Source organism: Vibrio sp. St2 (assembly GCF_947311885.1).
In the GTDB taxonomy this organism is placed as follows: Bacteria; Pseudomonadota; Gammaproteobacteria; order Enterobacterales; family Vibrionaceae; genus Vibrio; species Vibrio coralliilyticus.
Genome location: NZ_CAMZNA010000001.1, coordinates 247,970 through 266,508, shown reverse-complemented (window position 1 = coordinate 266,508; position 18,539 = coordinate 247,970). Strand labels below are relative to the sequence as shown.

General features: G+C 45.2%; 18 protein-coding genes. 2 read left to right on the top strand and 16 right to left on the bottom strand.

What is annotated here, in order from left to right; all coding sequences use genetic code 11:
- Nucleotides 1-305: 305 nt before the first annotated feature.
- Nucleotides 306-1,349, top strand: coding sequence for a GGDEF domain-containing protein (locus tag QMA41_RS01190; RefSeq protein ID WP_281628617.1), 1,044 nt, complete (start codon nt 306-308; stop codon nt 1,347-1,349).
- Between the two features lie 19 nt (nt 1,350-1,368).
- On the opposite strand, the gene QMA41_RS01185 is transcribed toward QMA41_RS01190, so the two are convergent.
- From QMA41_RS01185 to QMA41_RS01165, 5 genes are all read right to left on the bottom strand, one after another.
- Nucleotides 1,369-2,034, bottom strand: a complete 666-nt coding sequence (locus tag QMA41_RS01185; RefSeq protein WP_019275108.1) for a DUF2726 domain-containing protein — start codon at nt 2,032-2,034, stop codon at nt 1,369-1,371.
- A 97-nt stretch (nt 2,035-2,131) separates the two neighbouring features.
- The gene (locus QMA41_RS01180; protein WP_021457098.1) at nt 2,132-2,938 is read right to left on the bottom strand and encodes a hypothetical protein; all 807 of its coding nucleotides are present in this window, start codon (nt 2,936-2,938) and stop codon (nt 2,132-2,134) included.
- Between the two features lie 36 nt (nt 2,939-2,974).
- Entirely contained in the window at nt 2,975-3,736 is a 762-nt protein-coding gene (locus tag QMA41_RS01175; RefSeq protein ID WP_006962436.1) for a transporter substrate-binding domain-containing protein, read from the bottom strand.
- Between the two features lie 107 nt (nt 3,737-3,843).
- On the bottom strand, nt 3,844-4,524 hold the full coding sequence (locus QMA41_RS01170; RefSeq protein ID WP_006962438.1) for a response regulator: 681 nt from the start codon (nt 4,522-4,524) through the stop codon (nt 3,844-3,846).
- On the bottom strand, nt 4,521-6,140 hold the full coding sequence (locus QMA41_RS01165; protein ID WP_281628616.1) for a sensor histidine kinase: 1,620 nt from the start codon (nt 6,138-6,140) through the stop codon (nt 4,521-4,523). The genes QMA41_RS01170 and QMA41_RS01165 overlap by 4 nt, the downstream gene beginning before the upstream one ends.
- Nucleotides 6,141-6,486: 346 nt before the next feature.
- Here QMA41_RS01165 and QMA41_RS01160 point away from each other — a divergent pair, with 346 nt between their 5' ends.
- Nucleotides 6,487-6,711 (top strand): hypothetical protein, encoded by a 225-nt coding sequence (locus tag QMA41_RS01160; protein ID WP_019275111.1) that lies wholly within the window; start codon nt 6,487-6,489, stop codon nt 6,709-6,711.
- A gap of 46 nt (nt 6,712-6,757) precedes the next feature.
- On the opposite strand, the gene QMA41_RS01155 is transcribed toward QMA41_RS01160, so the two are convergent.
- From QMA41_RS01155 to QMA41_RS01105, 11 genes are all read right to left on the bottom strand, one after another.
- On the bottom strand, nt 6,758-7,927 hold the full coding sequence (locus QMA41_RS01155; protein ID WP_281628615.1) for a tetratricopeptide repeat protein: 1,170 nt from the start codon (nt 7,925-7,927) through the stop codon (nt 6,758-6,760).
- Nucleotides 7,924-8,541 carry an energy transducer TonB gene (locus QMA41_RS01150; RefSeq protein ID WP_281628614.1) on the bottom strand — a complete coding sequence of 206 codons (618 nt, stop codon included), beginning with the start codon at nt 8,539-8,541 and terminating at the stop codon, nt 7,924-7,926. The genes QMA41_RS01155 and QMA41_RS01150 overlap by 4 nt, the downstream gene beginning before the upstream one ends.
- Complete coding sequence (locus QMA41_RS01145) at nt 8,541-8,945, bottom strand: biopolymer transporter ExbD (RefSeq protein ID WP_019275114.1); 405 nt, start codon at nt 8,943-8,945, stop codon at nt 8,541-8,543. Before QMA41_RS01145 ends, QMA41_RS01150 begins: the two co-directional genes overlap by 1 nt.
- On the bottom strand, nt 8,942-9,499 hold the full coding sequence (locus QMA41_RS01140) for a MotA/TolQ/ExbB proton channel family protein (RefSeq protein WP_095572099.1): 558 nt from the start codon (nt 9,497-9,499) through the stop codon (nt 8,942-8,944). Before QMA41_RS01140 ends, QMA41_RS01145 begins: the two co-directional genes overlap by 4 nt.
- Nucleotides 9,499-10,857, bottom strand: coding sequence for a MotA/TolQ/ExbB proton channel family protein (locus QMA41_RS01135; RefSeq protein WP_281628613.1), 1,359 nt, complete (start codon nt 10,855-10,857; stop codon nt 9,499-9,501). Before QMA41_RS01135 ends, QMA41_RS01140 begins: the two co-directional genes overlap by 1 nt.
- 1 nt (nt 10,858) lies before the next feature.
- The gene (locus QMA41_RS01130; protein ID WP_281628612.1) at nt 10,859-11,623 is read right to left on the bottom strand and encodes a DUF3450 domain-containing protein; all 765 of its coding nucleotides are present in this window, start codon (nt 11,621-11,623) and stop codon (nt 10,859-10,861) included.
- Between the two features lie 175 nt (nt 11,624-11,798).
- On the bottom strand, nt 11,799-13,895 hold the full coding sequence (locus QMA41_RS01125) for a TonB-dependent siderophore receptor (protein ID WP_281628611.1): 2,097 nt from the start codon (nt 13,893-13,895) through the stop codon (nt 11,799-11,801).
- A 287-nt stretch (nt 13,896-14,182) separates the two neighbouring features.
- The gene (locus QMA41_RS01120) at nt 14,183-15,499 is read right to left on the bottom strand and encodes a histidine kinase sensor domain-containing protein (RefSeq protein WP_281629151.1); all 1,317 of its coding nucleotides are present in this window, start codon (nt 15,497-15,499) and stop codon (nt 14,183-14,185) included.
- A 74-nt stretch (nt 15,500-15,573) separates the two neighbouring features.
- Nucleotides 15,574-16,239 (bottom strand): response regulator transcription factor, encoded by a 666-nt coding sequence (locus QMA41_RS01115; protein WP_281628610.1) that lies wholly within the window; start codon nt 16,237-16,239, stop codon nt 15,574-15,576.
- A 116-nt stretch (nt 16,240-16,355) separates the two neighbouring features.
- Nucleotides 16,356-17,132: an MBL fold metallo-hydrolase gene (locus QMA41_RS01110; RefSeq protein ID WP_281628609.1), complete on the bottom strand. Its 777-nt coding sequence runs from the start codon at nt 17,130-17,132 to the stop codon at nt 16,356-16,358.
- A gap of 114 nt (nt 17,133-17,246) precedes the next feature.
- The gene (locus tag QMA41_RS01105) at nt 17,247-18,119 is read right to left on the bottom strand and encodes a DMT family transporter (RefSeq protein ID WP_281628608.1); all 873 of its coding nucleotides are present in this window, start codon (nt 18,117-18,119) and stop codon (nt 17,247-17,249) included.
- Nucleotides 18,120-18,539: the final 420 nt, after the last annotated feature.

The window sequence follows — 18,539 nt, the reverse complement described above, 5'->3', positions numbered from 1 at the left end:
CTACATTTTGTCGCATTTTTGTGACTTTAAATACGAAATCAAAACCATTAATAAAAGTGATACTAGTTCCACTATTTGATAATTTTCTGATTAAGTATAGACTGGTAAAAAGATGATATAAATTGACTATTTCTTATACATTACATTAACTTGCGCACATAATACCTGTATAGTTTTAATACGCTGTATCATTTATAGTCTTTAAAGTGTGATCCTTGTTCAGTCTTATGCTTGATTCCCCATACGAAAAGCATACTATTGTCTGATATTCATACTTAGGCATATTCGTACAAAGGCTACTCAAGATGGAGCTTGACATATTTAACCCTTCCAGACAGTTACGTCGAGCAGTCTTGTTCTGGCTAAGTATGCTTCTTGCCCTGATGTCATTGATTATTGCCACTCTTAATGTGTTTTTTGGCGTTTATCACCTCTTGGCGATCATTCAGAGTCTTTTTTGTAGCTTTTCTCTCTATGTCGCTTTCAATAGCTACCGAAGCACTGCTTCCCTTTTACTCTCAAACTGCTACGTCTATAGCATCATAGGTTTGGTTTATTTTACGACGCTAGCATACCCGATAGAGAATGGTTTGTTCCTCTGGAGTTTCCTCTACCCGGTTCTGTTTTACCTTATTCTGGGTAAACGGTATGGATTTGTTGCGACCATGATGGGCTTCATTAGCCAGCTATTCCTTGTGGTTGATAAATCGTTCGTCGATGGTGTTGTCAGCTATTTTGAGCTCATCGTTAATTTTGCCCTCGCCTATCTGAGTGTCTGGCTCGCCAGCCACATTCTCGAGGTCAAGCGTAAGACATCAGAAGCATCACTGGGGCAGCTTGCTTCACGTGATGCTCTCACTAGCGTCTATAACCGCCACGCCTTAATTCATAACTTTGACCGATACCGACAAGAAAGTGAAACACTACCTTTGTCGCTTCTGGTTTTGGACTTAGATTACTTTAAACAGGTCAATGACGAATTCGGCCATGACATTGGTGATAAGGTGCTCATTCAGACAGCAGCACTCATCGATGGATTAAGCGATGAACACTTGGTGTATCGCATTGGTGGAGAAGAGTTCTGCATCGCTCTGCACAACACTAATATTCAACATGCCATGATTAAGGCTGAACAAATCCGAATGGCGATTGAACGCTACCGATTCAACAACAATGAGCAGCCAATATCTCTCACGGCGAGTATTGGGATTTATCAGTGTGATCTCTACAATGATCTCGAAAGCGTACTGAAAGAAGCAGATAAAGAGCTGTATAAGGCCAAGAAGAACGGGCGTAACCAAGTCATGGTATGCAATCAAAAAGAGCAGGCCATAATGACCTGCTCTTGATAACAGTTACTTTTAGTAATTAGCCTTCTGAGTCATCTTCATCAAACACAACATTGTAGTTTTCTGTATAGGTACACTGAGGTTGGCGGCTACAGGTAAAGAAACGACGACCTTTGAACTCCCCTTGAGAAGCAGTCTTAATCACCATAGGGCTGCCACAACGCTTACAGAAACGTATCTCTTTCTCTGGTTCGATCAAATCGATATGAGACGCCAGAAGACGACGCAACTTGCCAACCTGATAGCTGTGTTTAACGGAAGTGCCGATTAAGGGAATGCCTGACGACTTACACACGTGCATTAATAGCTTTTGGCGTTCTATTTTGCCTTTATCGAGTGTCCTGCCATCATCCAGTTCGATTGCTACACGAACCTGAAGTGTACGCGGGTCGCAAACCACGTAATCAAAGTAACTCTTAGCAATGCGGTTATTGGCGATAAACCACTGCTTTTTATCAGTAGCCAGTGGGGCAACAATATTTGCCATGTTTACTTTTGCCATGACAATGCCATGCTGACCTACTGCAGTCATCAGGGCATTGTAAAATGCCGATTCCTGCATATTCATCAAGGGGCCTTTTTTCTTATAGGCACTGTCTTTCAGCTCATCTTGTTTCAGATAACGTTTTTGCACAAAGACAAAAAATAAAACCAACAAAACGACAACGATGAAAACACTTTCCATTTCGCTTTATCTACTCCACCACTTAGGAAATGTATGAAACTCTTAAAGAATTTATACGCTAACTTAGGGGATATGTCAGTGTTTATGTAGGAATGGCTTATTGTTTGTGGGATCCAGCCTCGGGTAAAGCCAGATTGATCACCACCCGATCATCGGGTTTAATTTGTTCATACGTCTGCTGCCAGTACTTACGTACCAATCGATCTATCAGGCCACTGTTTTTGGCTTGCTTTAACGCTTGCTCCAAAATCTGGCGATAACCCGCAGCTTCATCTGATAGATAGAAATAAAAGTCTTTCTCGTAATTTAAAAGTAGGCGTTGTTCTATCGCTAGGTGGGGGTTTTGTGCTGCTTCTCCTAGAATTTCGGTCATCCCTCTCGGAAAGTAGTTCACATCGCCTTTTGGAGTGAGTTTGGAGTAAAGTGCCCTCCACTCACCATCTTCTAAATGCACTGGCAGTTGATTAGCCTGCCAAATCGCCACATCGTACCATTGCATTCCCATCCCTGCGATCAGACCTGAATCCTGCAAGTCTTTCAAGTTCCTGATAGTGTTAAACTCATTCTGCAATTGAGGTGGAATGAGCAACACACGTTTACCAATCAGACCATTGGTTAGCGGTACCTTGACTGGTACGTACTGCTGATTTCTTTCTTCTGTCTCAATCAGCCAAGTTAAAGACAGCTGATTACTTTCAACCATTTTAGTCGCACGCTTTTGAGGAATATGATCTTGAGGAACTGATATTGTGACCGTGTAACCTGCATCGCCTAATGCTCTGTAAAGCAACTCATGATAGAAGACATGACCGCCATCCATCTGAGATGGCAAAGTAAGTTCAATTTCATTTTTTGCAAAAACGTGCTGGCACATCATGCACAGCAAAATGACGATTATACGCATACCGCCGCTTCCTGATTTGATTTCAACCAAAGTGCTTTAGCGATAGGTATCAACAATCTCCTGATACTTAGACATACCCGCTTCACCGATGGTATTTTTCATTTCATCGATACCGCGTTGTAGCTTCTCAGTTAATTTTTCATCTACCGCTAAATTAAAAGCATAGTAGAGTTCCCCTTCTCTGAGCACAAACACTGCCTCAAAATCGCTGGTGTCGTATCCGATTTGCTTGATCCACCACTTAGCGACGTTTTCTTCATATGCCCAAAGATCAATACGCCCTTTAGCCAGTTGCTGAGCTAAAGTCTCAGCTACAGAGTTCTCCTGCATTGAATCTCTCGGCACGCCAAGCTCTAACATCAGCTGTTCACCCACGTCGTCCCGAATGACTCCAATCCGATATTGAGCAAAGTCGATTGTGTTCTCGATACTGATTTGACGGGACTTTTTCGCCATAACGACGATCCGCGTTTCACTCAAAGGTCCCACCCATTGGAACAGGTGTTCACGCAACCTTGTCCTAGTAGTCGAAAACAGTACCGCATCAGGCTTAATCAGTGTGGTTCGGTATGCCCTAGCCCACGGCTGAACCTTGATATCTTCTTTCTTGATTTCTATCCCCTCAGATTTAGCAGCAGCAATCAGCAAATCGATCGAAATGCCTTTTGTTTCACCATCTTGGGTAAAGTTGTATGGTGGGTATTCTTCGGTCAAAAACTGAAGTTCATTGAGCTCTATCGCTCCAATCGGAAATGAAAACAACAAGAGCGATAGAGACAGGCTGAGTAAAGATTTCATAGCCGCCTCTAACAGTAAATAGTGTCACATCTATCAATAAACTTTAGAGGCGGATGCAAAATACGTCTAGGTAATTTGGGCGAGAATTTTCTAATCGAAAGTTGTAGTTACGATCGCTTATAGCAGCGTTCGGGTCTCCCGACCGTGCCGTAGTTAAGATCAGCCACTAGTTCACCAGAGCTGATAAGGTATTCTAGATAGCGTCTAGCTGTTGTACGGCTCGCACCAATGCGTTCTCCTGCTTCATCTGCTGTGATACTTTCTGCACCAGAAAACAACGCACGTATTTTGTCGAGAGTGACACTGTCGATACCCTTAGGCAACCTTTGAACACTGGATTCTGCAGTAGATGGGCTCTGTAGCATCTTGTCCACCAAATTTTGGTCAAGATCCGAAGCGCTCGTGAACTGATGCTTTTGTACTACGTATTTCTTCAATGCAGCTTCCAGCCTTGGGAATACAACAGGCTTAAGTAGATAGTCGACAACACCACCACGCATCGCCTGTTGCAGTGTATCGACATCACGAGCTGCGGTAATAAGAATGACATCGCAGCTTTGGTTGCGAGCACGCAGTTCCTGTAAAAGCTCCAACCCTGTTCCATCCGGAAGATACACATCAAGTAACAGGAGATCTGGGTTCAACACATCAAGCTGTATCTCAGCTTCGACTTTCGTAGTGGCAATCCCGATAACCTCATAGCCTTCCATCTGTTCCAGATAACGTTGATGTAATTGAGCAATGTTGAGATCGTCTTCAATAATCATCACTCGTGTTACGGACGTCATACCTGCTCTTCCTTCGGTAAATACACTGTCATTCTAGCTCCATGCTGTTCGTTATTCGTGATTTCCAATGCGCCGTGATAGCGCACTGCTAGTTCATTCACTAAGTAAAGACCCACCCCTCGAGTCGCCTTATCTTTGGTCGACACTCCTCGTTCAACCAAATGCTCGATGGAAAGCTCTTCGGGTAAACCACAACCTTGATCCGTGACTTCGAGAATGATTTCATTCCCAAAATCGCCAATAGAAACTTCAATTTGTCTTCGTACTGGGGCAAACATCGCATCCAAAGTAATCGCACTGCGCGTGGCATCAAAGGCGTTATCAATAAGGTTGCCCAGAATAGTCACAAGATCTTCTGCATTAATGCGCTCGGGCAGAGGTTCAAGTCGGGAGCCCTCTTCGACGATAAGTTCAAGTCCCAGCTCGCGGGCACGCTCCGTCTTACCCAGCAGCATGCCGGCGATCAATGGCTCTTTAACGGTTTCACGTAAGAACTCAATCAAAGATTGGTAATGCGCGGTTTCCTGGCCAATCAGATGCTGAACCGCGTCCAGCTCACCCATTTGAACCATACCGCTAATAGTGTTCAGCTTATTACGATGTTCATGAGTCTGAGAGCGAAGCATCTCTGCGTACTCTTTGGTTTTCGCTAGCTGCTCAGAAAGTTCATTTAACTCATCCCTCAAGCGAAAGCTCGATACGGCCCCCACCACTTTTCCTTCAACAATTATCGGGCTACGGTTTGCAATTAATCTTTGCTTGTTGAGATAAAGATTTATGTCGTGATCGGTGTGGGCTGTCGTCAGAACAGTATGAAGGTCACTCTCAGGCAATACTTCTTTTAACGGCTTATTCAGACATTGAGACTTTTCCAAACCCAATATATGGCACGCACTCTTGTTAATTGAACGCAGTTTGCCCGACTGATCGATGCTCAAAATGCCTTCTTTGAGCGTTTCCATCGTCACGTCTAACTCAACATACAAACGGCCAATTTCTTCAGGTTCAAAGCCAAGGATCGCTTTCTGGAAACGCCGAGATGCATAGCTTGAGACAATAGCATTCGCTGCAACCACCAATAACGCCATTAAAATCAAAAATATCAGAAAAGGTTCAAGTCGGTCCTGAAGGCGGTCAATGAGATAGCCAACCGATACCACACCTATGATATTGCCATCCGAATCAAAAACGGCCGCTTTCCCTCGAACGGAGTAACCCAACGAGCCTTGAGCGAAAGAAACGTATTTCTTACCTTCAATCAGAGCACGATCGTTATCGCCGCCTTTCATTGGTTTGCCAATGCGTTCATCAATAGGATGGATGATGCGAATACCGTCCTTATCGCCAATAACAATAAACGCGGCACCAATTAACTCGGTAAGATTACGATATCGAAGCTGATACTCTGAGCCACCACCATCTTCTATCATTTTTACGACGAAGGGAGAGTTTGCCAAAAATGAGGCGACACCAAGCGCTTGCTTCCCCATCTTTTCTTCCTGCTCTTGCTTAACGTAGAAGAAGCCTGCGGCAGCAAGCAACAACAATTCAATCAAGCCAGAAAGCGTCATGATAATCAGCATTCGCTTGCGAAAGCTGATACTACTCCATTTCATAAACTCTCCCATTTATCCTATCGAGGCTAACATCCAATTAACATTTATACGAGTTACTGGGCGCTATTTTGTGAGGCCTATTATCTTAACCATTCCCTCCTCTTATTGAGCCACCCCCAACGATTCACCCTATGTGTTGTTTGATAGTTTTAAACACACTTTTATATAAAACCAGTAGAATAATTGATTTTGATCACAAGAGTTTTAGAACATTTTTTGTACTACTTACTTATTTAGACTGTATAATTATTGAGCATAAAAAATGTAGGAACGCTAGAAGTGGGTAGTGAGTACTAATAAAAACACGAAAATAACCGTCCACAATACAATGTCAGAGGGAAAGACGATGAAACGGGATATGTTTGGTATCTGCCTGTCAAAATCTATGCTGTCACGTAATCTGTCCAGCACCTTTACTCACGTAAGGGCCTATGAAAAGTCCGACTTAGATAACGACGTGAAGGTTCTGCATGCCTTTCCGCAATTATCCGGTCAAGAGCTGCTGACGACGATTCAATCCTCCAAGCAATTACTATGGCGAGCGGAATATGTCTGCTTCAATCAAAAGTAAGCGACAACAAAAAAGGGAAGCAAATTGCTTCCCTTTTTTAAATCTACTACCCTGTCGCCTCTTGAGCGGCAGCCCTGAGTTGAGACAAGTATTTAATCCAACTCTTCGCCTGACTTGATGGTTCGATATTGTTGGCTCTTTTCGCTTGCACCAGCGCTTTCTCAAGCAGGTTCAATTTGTACAAAGCTCGCGTTTTGGCTAGCGCCACGTCTGCTTCACGGCCTTTCACTTTATCTAGCACCGACAACGAATCTTTGTAATAGCCTTGCTGAACCATGAGCTGAGCGACACTCCAGTTATACTTAGCGTCTTTCTTGGCTGCTAACTTCCAAATAGATAAAGATTTATCCCACTCTTTTGCCAACTGCCAGTAAGTGGCCTGCTCCGATAACAACTGAACATCCGTTTGCGCGTCATCCAGTTCACTTATTTCAATCGCGGCCCTTTCTGGGATACCACGTTTGGCATACATCTGGGCTAGCATGCGTCTGTCACTCTGGCTCAACGGCAACCCATTGATTTTGGCCAGAGCCAAGGTATCAAGCGCCTCTTTGTCCTTGCCGACTTTCATTTGCAAGCCAACCAGTTGGCGCCACCAGCTCAGTTTCTCCGGTTGGATACTAATAAGCAACTCAAGGGTTGGGATAGCTGCGCTCCAGCGTTTCAGCTCCAGTTGAGCACCCAGCTTGAGTGATAGCGGTTGAAGAATCTCTTTTTTCTCGACCTTTAGGTACTTATCGACCGCAGGTACTACTTTATCCCATTGCTCTAGTTGATAGTGCGACTGTGCAATTCGCAACCACAAATCCTGAGCTTTTTGGGTTTCAGGAACCGACTTAACTAACTGGTAATAGTGCTTAAGCGCCTTAGCAAACTGCTGGTCATTAAGGTACAGATCAGCCAGCATACGTTGGCTGATCCACGCCTGTTCATCACGCAGTAGACCACTTTCAACCGCATACTCCATTTTCGAAATGGCTTGCTTTGTGTTGCCATCTTGCCAGTAGAATACCGCCAACATACGAGCGACAAATGCCTTGTCGTAGTCGCGCGAGGTGTCGATTTCTTTAAGTACAGTAATCGCTTCTTTAAGCTGTTCTTCCTGAGCGAGTTCATTGGCTTTCTGAACACGAACCGCAGTGTATTGAGTCAGCTCCTGAGCCGCGGTTATTGGCGAAGCCAGAAGCAAAGCGATAAGGGCTAATCGTTTCATCATTTGGCTAACTTAAACTCCAGTCTTACAGTTTGGTTTTCCTGAGATACAGCGGTTCCATCCATTACTTTAGGCTGATACTTCCACTTCTGAAGCGCCTGTATTGCATTGCGTTCAAACATGCGCTTTGGATTGGCTTCGACGATATCGATATCTCGCGGCTTACCCGTAGGATCGATAGTGAACTTCAGGATCACATAGCCTTCTGCTTTACGCTTCAAGGCTTTGGCTGGATAACGCGGTTCGACTCGATATAAAGGCATGACTTGTTGGTTGACGCCAAAGTCACCAAACGTTGGCGCGCTGATCGCCAAACCTTCAATACTTGTATTCAGGCCAAGCGACGGCTGTGAAATCGGTGAGATCTGCGACAATTCGGTATTGGCTTGGGAAGTTGGCATCTGCTCTGGTACTTCTGGTGCTTTTGGCTGCTCAGGCACCGTTCGCTGGCGACGTTGAACATCCTGCTCATTTTCCACCATCACCATATTAAAGCTCAGCGACTCGCTTGGCTCAGGAGCTCTGCGATGACCGCTGTCCACCATCCATGCCATAAAACTGAAAATAGATAACGCACATGCGGCAGCCAGTGGCGTTGCAATTAACAAACGTCCCACTACTTCTTCTCCGCTGCCAACGCTATGTTCTTAACACCAGCACCTTTCGCCGCATCCATTACTTTCACTACAGTACCGCTGTAGGCATGTTCATCTGCCTGAATAACCAGCGAAGCGTCAGGTTTATCCAACAACAAGTGCTCCAGTGTCGCTTGTACACGTTCAATATCAACGTTGCGCTTATCAATATAAATGTCGTTTGCAGAAGTCACCGCGACAAAAATGCCAGCGTCCTTCTGACTCACCACATTAGATGCCTGAGGGCGATTCACTTCAACACCAGATTCACGTACGAACGAGCTGGTAACGATGAAGAAGATCAACATGATAAAAACGATATCAAGCATAGAAGTCAGGTCAATCTGAGCTTCATCTTGTTTATGGTGACGTCGACCGAGTCTCATCGCTGACTCCTTAAAGATTTTTCTAATTTAATTTCTCTCAACTGGCATGCTTTCATTAATCGCGCATGGAAAAACATACCCGTTAATGCGGCGACCATACCTGCCATTGTTGGTAATGTGGCTAGCGAGATGCCTGAAGCCATCAATTTAGGGTTGCTGCTACCTTGGTTAGCCATGACATCAAAAACGGAGATCATACCCGTCACTGTGCCCAGCAAACCCAACATAGGGCAAATGGCAACCAGAACCTTAATGATATTCAGGTTTTGATATAGCTGGCTGTGTGCTTGTGATAACCACCCTTCGCGGATAGAACGAGCATACCAAGAAGTTTGGTCGCTCCGTTCACGCCAAGCTTCGACCCAATTTGCTCTATGCTTGGGAAATTCGACGAACAGATAGATGATGCGCTCTAGAATCAATAGCCAGCATAACGCTACCACACCAGACAGCCACCACAGCACCTGACCACCCTGCTGCATAAAGTTTTGCAACGAGAGTAGCCAGTCACTGCCAGCCAATGCTTCAGGTAACAATGCAAATATTGCATCCATTAGGCAACATTCCCTAGCGCTTCCTGAGATGGCTTGAGATCTTTCTCCGCTTGTTCAGCGACTAGAGAGATTCCCTGTTTCTCAAGGATGTTGCGAATCGTTTCGGCTTGCGAGCTCAGAATATTGTGAGCCAGAAGAAGAGGCATAGCGGCAACAAGACCAAGTACGGTGGTCACAAGTGCCATCGAAATACCACCTGCCATGACTTTAGGATCACCATTGCCAAACTGAGTGATGACCTGGAACGTTTCAATCATACCCGTAACCGTACCCAGAAGACCCAGCATTGGTGCCAAAGCAGCCAACAGTTTGAGCATGGACAATCCTTTTTCCAGCGTTGCTTGCTCATCAACGACAGCTTCAAGCAAACGTAATTCAAGCGCTTCAACACTGAGGTTTTTCTCTTTGCCGTAAACGGATAACACACGGCCAAGTGGGTTATTACCCGGATTTTGAGGTGACTTCAGTTGAGCACGAATCTTCTGGCGAGCAATAGACAAACTCACGCCACGTACTACAGCTATGATCAAGCCAATCGCAAGCAGACCAAGAATGATCTTACCTACCACACCACCAGCTTGTAGTCTGTCCATCAGGCTTGGGCTGTGCGCCAGTTGCTCCAGCATCACACCACGAGAAGGATCAAGAACAATGTTCTCAACCTGCCCATTTGTTAAAGGAGAAAGAGATGAAATGGTTGGCGCTTGCTCAGGTTGCTTAATATAAGCCTGAGCTTCACCTTTTGCGGCATTCCAGTTTAAGTAACCCTGCGCTCCAACTAAGCCAATCGAACCAAGTCGAAGGGCTGATTCGCTTTGAGCTACCCCGTCACCGTTAACAAAACGGACTTCAGTTGATGCCACTTCACCACTGGCTTTGATCTGCTCTTCCAACGCTTTCCAAAGACCATTAAGTTGATACATAGAAGGCAGTTTTGTCGCTGCGACAATCTCATTAACCACACTGGCATGAGTTTGTGCATCTGCTGAGGTCACTGAATACTGCAGTTCAGACTCCAACTCTTTAGCGTTTTGACGCACAACGCCAAATACTTCACCTAGACTTCCTGTCTCTAAGCGGAGTTTTTCTTCCAGGCGAGCTAAGGTATTTTCGTTGTCACTGAACTTTGCCGCTAGTTTGTCATTTTGCGTTTGCAAATCGTCACGCTGCTTGATCAGTTGTGCTTTGAGCGCTTTAAGTTCTTTTTCAGTCTGCTTAAAACCTGACTCGCGAGCGACGTTATGTTTCGCTTGCTGTTGGTTTTCAGCCTGAGCTTTGTTGACCAACTCAGAAGAAGCTTGAGTGTTACACGACAGGCCAGCAAGAGCGATAAGGGAAGCAATTAACGTACGTTTCATATTATTTCGCCTCCGCAACGTTTAGAGAAACTGGGAGAGTAATCAAGCTTGGCGCCGCTTGCTTCGCTGCGATGTTAAACGCTTTGTCTAACTCTGATTTCATCGAGCTATCGACACTCTGCCACTGTTTATCTGACTGGTTCCATGACCAGAATTTCGTGCCGTTCAGGCTGCGAGCTACCAGTGAAACGCGACCAAGATGAAGGATGTCGACTTCACGCGAGCCCTCACTTACCGCAATCTGGCCTTGATACAAACCAAGTTTGGTACCGTAATCAAGCTCTATCTGATACGCCTCTAGAATACGACGATACTTCTCTGCATCGCTCACATCAGCGCGAGTCATCATTTTTTCCAACTTCGCGACACGCTCTTTGCGCTGCTCTTGTTTGATCGGCATATCATCAGCAATCGACGCTTTTAGACCGGCGATCATCTGATACATCAGTGGAACTACACCCTGACGAGTGGTTTTTATCTCATCAATTTGATTTTCAAGGTTACCCGCTTCCTGCTCTTGGCTTTTGACTAACGCCGTCAGGTGAGAGCGATAAACCTCAAGGTTTTTTACTTCTTCCTGAAGCTGTTCAATTTCAGCTTGAAGGCTAAGTGTATTTTCAGCACTGACATCAATACGTTTCTGACTCGCAGCGGATGAGGAATTGGTTTTACTTTGAATGGATTGAGCGCTATCAAGGCTCGAGGCCGTTGCACTGAAGCCTGCTGTCGCAACCATCAACGCCAAACTGGTTTTAAATAGATTCATAACGTGTAATTTTCAATGATGTCAAACTGATTAGTGAGAAGCAATCTCATTTTCACTCGCCCGACATAGTAACGCGATTACATAAAATTTCAATCAACCATATGCTCAATATGCATTTAGGGGAAAGACCATGCCTTTCCCCTAATGTATCAAAGTTGATTAACCGTATTGTGTTTTAGTATTTAATTTGTAGAGTCGCCATATAGTTTCGACCTTCACCAATCACAACGTCTTCGGCATAAGCGTGTTTTGAAGATGTTGAACCACCACCAGCAAGGTAATCTGTATCAAACACATTTTCGACCGTCAGGCGAGCCACCATATCAAGGTTTTCATCGTATTTGAGCGTATAGGCCATACCCATATCGACACGTGTGTAAGCATCTTTCTTGAACGTGTTCGCATCGTCACCGTAGCGAGAACCTTCGTAAATCACACCGACATTGAGATCAACTTCGTTGGTTGCCGCGTAGCTGGACCAAACGCTCGCCGCAAACTCAGGTACATCCACAGGGCGGTTCCCTGCATAAGTCTCGTGCTGTGTGATTTCAGCACCCAAGTACATAGCCGAACCCGTTAGCGAGAAACGCTCTGTCACAAAGCCTTGTGCTGACAATTCCGCGCCACGGTGCTCTTGCTGACCGTTTTGAGTCTTGATGTAATTCCCTGTTGCTGTGTCTTCAACATCCATCGAGATGTTTTCCTGAGTGATATCAAATACAGCACCAGAAACAAACAGACGATTATCCAGCAGCTCCCACTTAGCCCCTAGCTCATAGGAAACGCCTGTTTTCGCATCCAGCAAAGCACCATCGTTGAGGTAAGTACGGCTTCCGCTTGATACCTGACCTTGAGGCTCAAAGCTTTCTGAGTAAGACAGGTAAACACTACCATTGTCAGCTGGGTGGTAAATCACACCCAATTTTGGAGCGACGTGTTCTTCTGCAACACCATTTGCGACTTTACGGTCAAAACGCAGGCCTGCAATGACTTGCCATTGTTCGTTCAGCGTCACCATATCCTGAGCGTAGAAGCCCCAAGTATCGTAAGCGCTGTGGCTGACTTTATCGCTCCCGCTAAATGTTGGCACAGATACCGATTCGCCCGGCGCCACATCCTGACTGTTGAACCCTTTCTGGTCGCGATCATAGCTGTATCCTAGCCAGTTCGACCCCATTAGGAGTTGGTGCTCGACACCGAACATCTCAGTGTTCGCAACCAGGTCAAAATAAGCTGTGCGGAATCGCCATTTATCATGACGGTTGCTACCGCCATGAGACACAGTACCCGTTCCATCAGAATTTAGGTTAGAGAATCCCGGGTAGCTTTCAATATCTACACGTTCGAAATCCTGATAGTTGTAACCTGTTTTCAGGCTCCATACGTCTGTCAGCGTTGCGTTGACGTTGAAACCAATGTTCTCTACGTCATTTTCAATCTCAGACCATTGTGCATCCCAGATGTGCTCTTTGCTGCCAACCAGTTGGCCGTCCAGCGTATAAACTGCACCCGAATCAACGCTGCCTTTATCGTTGGTTTTGTCGTAGTGAACAGAAACTGTCATATCGTCATTTACGTCGTAATCAACGAACAGACCAGCGACAAGTCGCTCAGTTTGAGGTTTTGAACCATCACCATACGTGCGCCATGAACTGTAGCTCTCTTTCGATACAATAGTTCTAGCTCGCAGCGTCTGAGCGTCATTGAGTGACCCGCTCACATCTACCATGGTACGAGACTGGTCATCTGAACCAATATCTTGACTGACTTGAATCTGAGTATCGTATGTTGGCTTCTTTGCCACCATGTTGATCAAGCCACCCGGAGCTGAAATACCGTAAAGAAGACCAGACGGTCCTTTTAGTACTTCTACTCGTTCCAGTAATTCGACAGGCTGGCGGTAGTGAGACCAGTGTTGGTGGCCATCACGAAGGAAACCAGAAGAACTTTGAACGTCAAAGCCGCGCAGTGAGAAGCGCTCACGGTTACGTCCTGTGCCACCCGCGCTCACGCTAGCGTCGTTTTTCAGAACATCTCCAAGAGTCGTTGCACGCTGCTCTTCTATCACCTGACTATCAATGACGGTAACTTGACCAGCCGTTTCCAACTGGCTCATTTCCATACGCATTGATGTCGAGTTTGTGTCAGCCTTATAACCATACTCACGGCCTTCAACAACCATGTGCTCATCAGTCTGAGTGGTTTGCGCGCTAACTGAAGGTGCAGCTAATACAGCACCGATGACCAGTGCTAACTGACTCTTAGTAAACATATTCATCTCCGAATTAAATGACGACCCCAAAAGCCGCCTGACTAATTATTTCGGCGAGAATATAAGTAATAACCAATATCATTTGCATTAAATTTACATTCTTTGCATTCGTAAATTTATCGATACATAAATATTAAGTTCACCGGTGAATGAAAGCCTCTACAGGTGTGCGGAATAATAATTTTGTTCTGAGAGCAGTCAAACTTACCGCAACATCGGCAACACTCTCTTGCTTACAAGGGTATAAATACAGAAAACACTGACATCCATAATGAAAAGCACAGCCATTAAGGCTGTGCTTTTGTTGGAAAATAGAGCTGAATACTCAGGCCATGAGGCGAACGATTCTGCGCCCTGACCTCGCCTTTCATCAAAGTCATGGCTTCTTTGACAATTGCCAATCCTAAACCGTAGCCCCCTGACTGCTTGTCGCGTGCCGACTCCATCCGAGTAAATGGGCTGAAGATATCCTCTAGCGCAGCTTCAGGAATACCCGGCCCATCATCCGCGACGTCAAACACTAAATACTGATTGCCGTGTTCAGAAGAGGCTTTAATCGACACCTCGATGTGTGCATCCAACCCTGCATATTTCATTGAGTTTGATATTAGATTGCTAAGACAGCGCAAAATTAAACGTTCGTCAGCATGTAACATAGGAAGAGAGGGCGCTACATTGAGAACCAGTTTTTGCTCCGCTCCCAGCTGAAGTCGACTTTGGTTTACTTGCGTATTCGCAATACTTTCTGGGCAGACAGGCTGAACGTCGGTCACGTAACGAGAGTTCTCTAGTCGGCTGAACTCTAAGATTTCACCCACCAACTTGTCCATTTCATCGACCTCTTTTTCTAATCGGTCAACCAAAGCTTGCTCTTCTTCACCGGCTTTTCTGCGCAGTAAATGCAACGCTAAGTTTTGCCTAGCTAAAGGCGTTCTAAGCTCATGAGACACGTCTCTAATCAGCCTACGCTGTTTCTCAGCCAGTGAGTGAATCTCTTGGGTCATGCCATCAAAATCATGGGCAAGCTGGTTAAACTCCGTAATATTGGAGTTCAACTCACTGACAACATTGACTCGAAAATTGCCCTGAGAAAGCTTATTACTGGCTTCACGTAACCGGTCTAGAGGCCGCTGTAACTTACGCGCCAATATCTGAGAAAAAAGAATCAACATGATAATGGCGATGATAATTTTGCTCACCGTCAGATAAACAATAAAACGGTGAGCCGGATGCACCTCACTAGGTAGCTGAATAACCAAAGTATTTCTTTCTATTAGCGGAATACCTATCAGAGGTTTGCTGACTTGGTCATTGAGTGGTCCATCAAGCTCTCGCAAAAAACGAAGCTTGAATTCAAAATGTGGGTGCATCTGGCGATGAGAAAGCGGCTTATTCTCTTCATTCAAAACGAACAGATAAAAGGGTTGCGCATTTGCCCAATCGGCTAAGTCGTCCATGTCCCCTTCTTCGATCAGTACATTAGCCTCTTCAGCTAACGTTAACATCTGCGCTTTCAGGGCTGGCGGCACTTTTAGTACCGCTTTCATTAACGCTTGCTCCGCTACAGCTTGAAGAAGCAAAATTGAAATGATGACAGCGGACATGTAGCTGAATAATTGAAAGACCAGTGCATCCTTACGCGTTGCAATGGCCTCAGGGCATCGAAGAGAAAACACGGCTAACCCCTGACAGAGTCAACAAAGCTATAGCCTTTGCCACGCACTGTTTTGATGTGTTGTTTCGACAAACCCGCTTCAACCAACTTGCGGCGAACATTGCTGATATGCATATCCAGATTTCGGTCAAAGGGGCTGAGTTCTTTTTTCAGTACTTCGATCTGAAGCTCTGCTTTGGACACAACCACGCCATCATTACGCATAAGGTAGTTGAGTAGATCGGATTCTGTGCCTGTCAGTGGCACACCGGACAGTTGTTCAGCAAAACCTACACTGCTCTGGCAGCCTGATTGGCGCTGTTTTTCCAATCCAACTCGACGGAAAATCGCTTTAATACGAGTCAACAACTCAGGCACTTTAAAAGGTTTAGCAATGTATTGGTCTGCACCTGCCTGATAACCGTCAAGCATCGACGCTTCATCATTCAGTGCAGTTAGCATCAATATCGGCGTGGCAAATCGTTGGCAGATACGCTTCGCGACCTGCATGCCGTTGAGTTTGGGTAACATAACGTCAAGGAGGACGAGATCAACAGGCTTTTTCTCAATGTATTGCAGCGCGCTCTCGCCACAATGAACGCTCTCTACTTGATAGCCTTCTGCAGAGAGCACGTCCACTAGCAGTGCACACAGTTCAATATCATCATCAACGACTAGAATTCGGGACATCTTGTTATATTGCAAATGAAAAGATTTCGCATTCTAATCTGCATTATTATCAGTGACAATACCGTTCTGTATCCACTCCCATTGTTATGCTATTTCTTGTTCAAATCCGCTGTCACTCAGCGCTTTTTCTTCACTCCAAATGCCCACAACGCACCGAGTAAACCACGTAACTTCACTTTCGTTGCTCGCCAATGGGTGGCAGGAGTGCGCGGCGCGACTTTGAGTAAGTGATCATAAGCGCTTTGATCAAACTGGACCTCGCCTCCGTGGGCAAGTAACAATGTTTTAGGTTCCATTGCGTAAACACGATGGAGGGAATGGCGGTACTTGTTCGGATGAAAAATAGGAAAAGGAGCGATCAGTCGTTTCTTCACTTCGACCATTAAGTCCGCGACATAAAGGATATCTTGCTGCTCATGATGAAGAGATAGATCTCGATCAGTATGACCTGGGGTCTCTAGCACTTTCCAATCTTCAAAACAGGGAATGGATTGCCCATCGGAGAGCTTAATATCAGGGTGCAGGTTTCGCGAATACCATAATTTTCGCTTAGGACGCTTCATTCTCCCTGCGACCCAGCGAGCCAAAGCCAGATCCGTCAAGTGCATTAAGATGCCATCCCATCCACCGTACCATTGCTTGTCTTTCTCAGCTGATACAATTTTGCAGCCCGTCAGCTCTCTCAGCTTGTGAGCAGCTCCAGCGTGATCTGGGTGCATGTGGGTCACCACCACCACCTTGAGGGAGTGAAAAGGCTTCCCGAGCGTTTCAGTGATGTATCGCTCTAAATATGGAACATCTGCCCTACTCGCCCCATCCAGTAACATCAGCTTATCTGGATACTCGGCTAAGTACATTTTCTGAATATAACCATCAATGGTATGAAGCTTCATTCGAACTGCCAATTTAACAATGTATTTACATTTTTCAATTTAGCAATAAGCCAATAAATGAACAGAGCAAATACTCCATGATGTGACATCGGACCAGTTAGTGAAATATGAGGATTAGCGTTTGAGTCTCAAGAGACGTCCATCTGTGCGGTAGAAAATCAGAGCGAATAAAATCAAACTACACCCTAGCAGTTTGTTGGCCGAGAGCTGTTCACCATACCAAAGGATACTGAGTATCACGGTCCAGATCGGTTCAAGTAGCATGATAAGGGCGGCATTGCCTGGATTGCTGTGTTTCTGGCCAAGCGTCTGCATCACGTATCGCAAGCTGGTCGCAAGAACGGCACTGGCAGCAAACCATCCCCAAATGCTGGCATCCACACTAACAGGTACTGTCTCAAACAAAGCGGAAGCCACTAAAGCAATAACGCCAGTAACAAATAGCTGAATACAAGTCAGTGTAAGTACCGGTAGGTTTTGTGCTAGTCGGCTATTCACATTGAAATGCAAAGCAAGTAGACAGGCGTTGGCTAAGAACCAGAGTTGCCCAGCTGAACTGTTCCACTCTCCTTGTAAAGAAAGAAATGCCAGACCGGATACCGCAATCGGCATCGCAATCCAGAACGCACGCTTTGGCCGTTCCTTGTACAGCGCCCAAGCTACTATAGGAACAATAATCATAGATAAGCTAACAATAAACGCCCCTTCACCAAGGGTTTCACTGACTGCGATAGCATGTACCCAAGCAAGAAGCGCAAGCGCCAGAATACAACCGCCACCCATTGCTTGAGCGAGCTGTTTTAGGCTGAGTTGTTTGAGTGATTTGAAACAGAAAGGAAGCAAGCATATTGAAGCGACCACAAAGCGTAAACCGACAAAGCCAAATGGCGGTAAACCTTGAATCGTTTCTTTGGAAAAAATCCACCCTAAACCGGCCAATGCGGTAGTGGCAACAAGAATCCAAGCGGCTTTGCTTTCTGAGTTCAATACAAATTCTCTTTAATTATTATTCTGTTAATTCGGGAATTTCCGATAGTCTCAGATTTGTTCAAGAATTACCAAGAAAAGTCCGCTCCTATTTTCATTCTCAATAATATATCTACTGAGAATATGGTGGCACTTGATGAATAAAATCCCCGATACAAAGGTCACATGAAACTCAACATGTGCATTTCTTTACTTTCCGCATCACTAGACGTTATTCAAGCGCCTCGAAAACCACTGTATAACACTGTATGAAAAATAGTGTTTTAGATCACATTTCCTCATACTTCTATCTCATCACATCGCCACAATCGGAGTGAAAAATAACGATTAAAAACAAACAGTTAAATAACAAACTTCAGATGCCACACAAAATAAACGTACAAAAAGACAACAAATATTGCTTGATCAACTGGCACAATC

Coding starts and splice junctions, on each gene's coding strand:
- QMA41_RS01190 (WP_281628617.1), top strand. CDS start 306: ATGGAGCTTGACATATTTAACCCTTCCAGACAGTTACGTCGAGCAGTC.
- QMA41_RS01130 (WP_281628612.1), bottom strand. CDS start 11,623: ATGAATCTATTTAAAACCAGTTTGGCGTTGATGGTTGCGACAGCAGGC.
- QMA41_RS01160 (WP_019275111.1), top strand. CDS start 6,487: ATGAAACGGGATATGTTTGGTATCTGCCTGTCAAAATCTATGCTGTCA.
- QMA41_RS01165 (WP_281628616.1), bottom strand. CDS start 6,140: ATGAAATGGAGTAGTATCAGCTTTCGCAAGCGAATGCTGATTATCATG.
- QMA41_RS01180 (WP_021457098.1), bottom strand. CDS start 2,938: ATGCGTATAATCGTCATTTTGCTGTGCATGATGTGCCAGCACGTTTTT.
- QMA41_RS01175 (WP_006962436.1), bottom strand. CDS start 3,736: ATGAAATCTTTACTCAGCCTGTCTCTATCGCTCTTGTTGTTTTCATTT.
- QMA41_RS01155 (WP_281628615.1), bottom strand. CDS start 7,927: ATGATGAAACGATTAGCCCTTATCGCTTTGCTTCTGGCTTCGCCAATA.
- QMA41_RS01110 (WP_281628609.1), bottom strand. CDS start 17,132: ATGAAGCTTCATACCATTGATGGTTATATTCAGAAAATGTACTTAGCC.
- QMA41_RS01145 (WP_019275114.1), bottom strand. CDS start 8,945: ATGAGACTCGGTCGACGTCACCATAAACAAGATGAAGCTCAGATTGAC.
- QMA41_RS01115 (WP_281628610.1), bottom strand. CDS start 16,239: ATGTCCCGAATTCTAGTCGTTGATGATGATATTGAACTGTGTGCACTG.
- QMA41_RS01140 (WP_095572099.1), bottom strand. CDS start 9,499: ATGGATGCAATATTTGCATTGTTACCTGAAGCATTGGCTGGCAGTGAC.
- QMA41_RS01120 (WP_281629151.1), bottom strand. CDS start 15,499: ATGTCCGCTGTCATCATTTCAATTTTGCTTCTTCAAGCTGTAGCGGAG.
- QMA41_RS01185 (WP_019275108.1), bottom strand. CDS start 2,034: ATGGAAAGTGTTTTCATCGTTGTCGTTTTGTTGGTTTTATTTTTTGTC.
- QMA41_RS01135 (WP_281628613.1), bottom strand. CDS start 10,857: ATGAAACGTACGTTAATTGCTTCCCTTATCGCTCTTGCTGGCCTGTCG.
- QMA41_RS01170 (WP_006962438.1), bottom strand. CDS start 4,524: ATGACGTCCGTAACACGAGTGATGATTATTGAAGACGATCTCAACATT.
- QMA41_RS01125 (WP_281628611.1), bottom strand. CDS start 13,895: ATGTTTACTAAGAGTCAGTTAGCACTGGTCATCGGTGCTGTATTAGCT.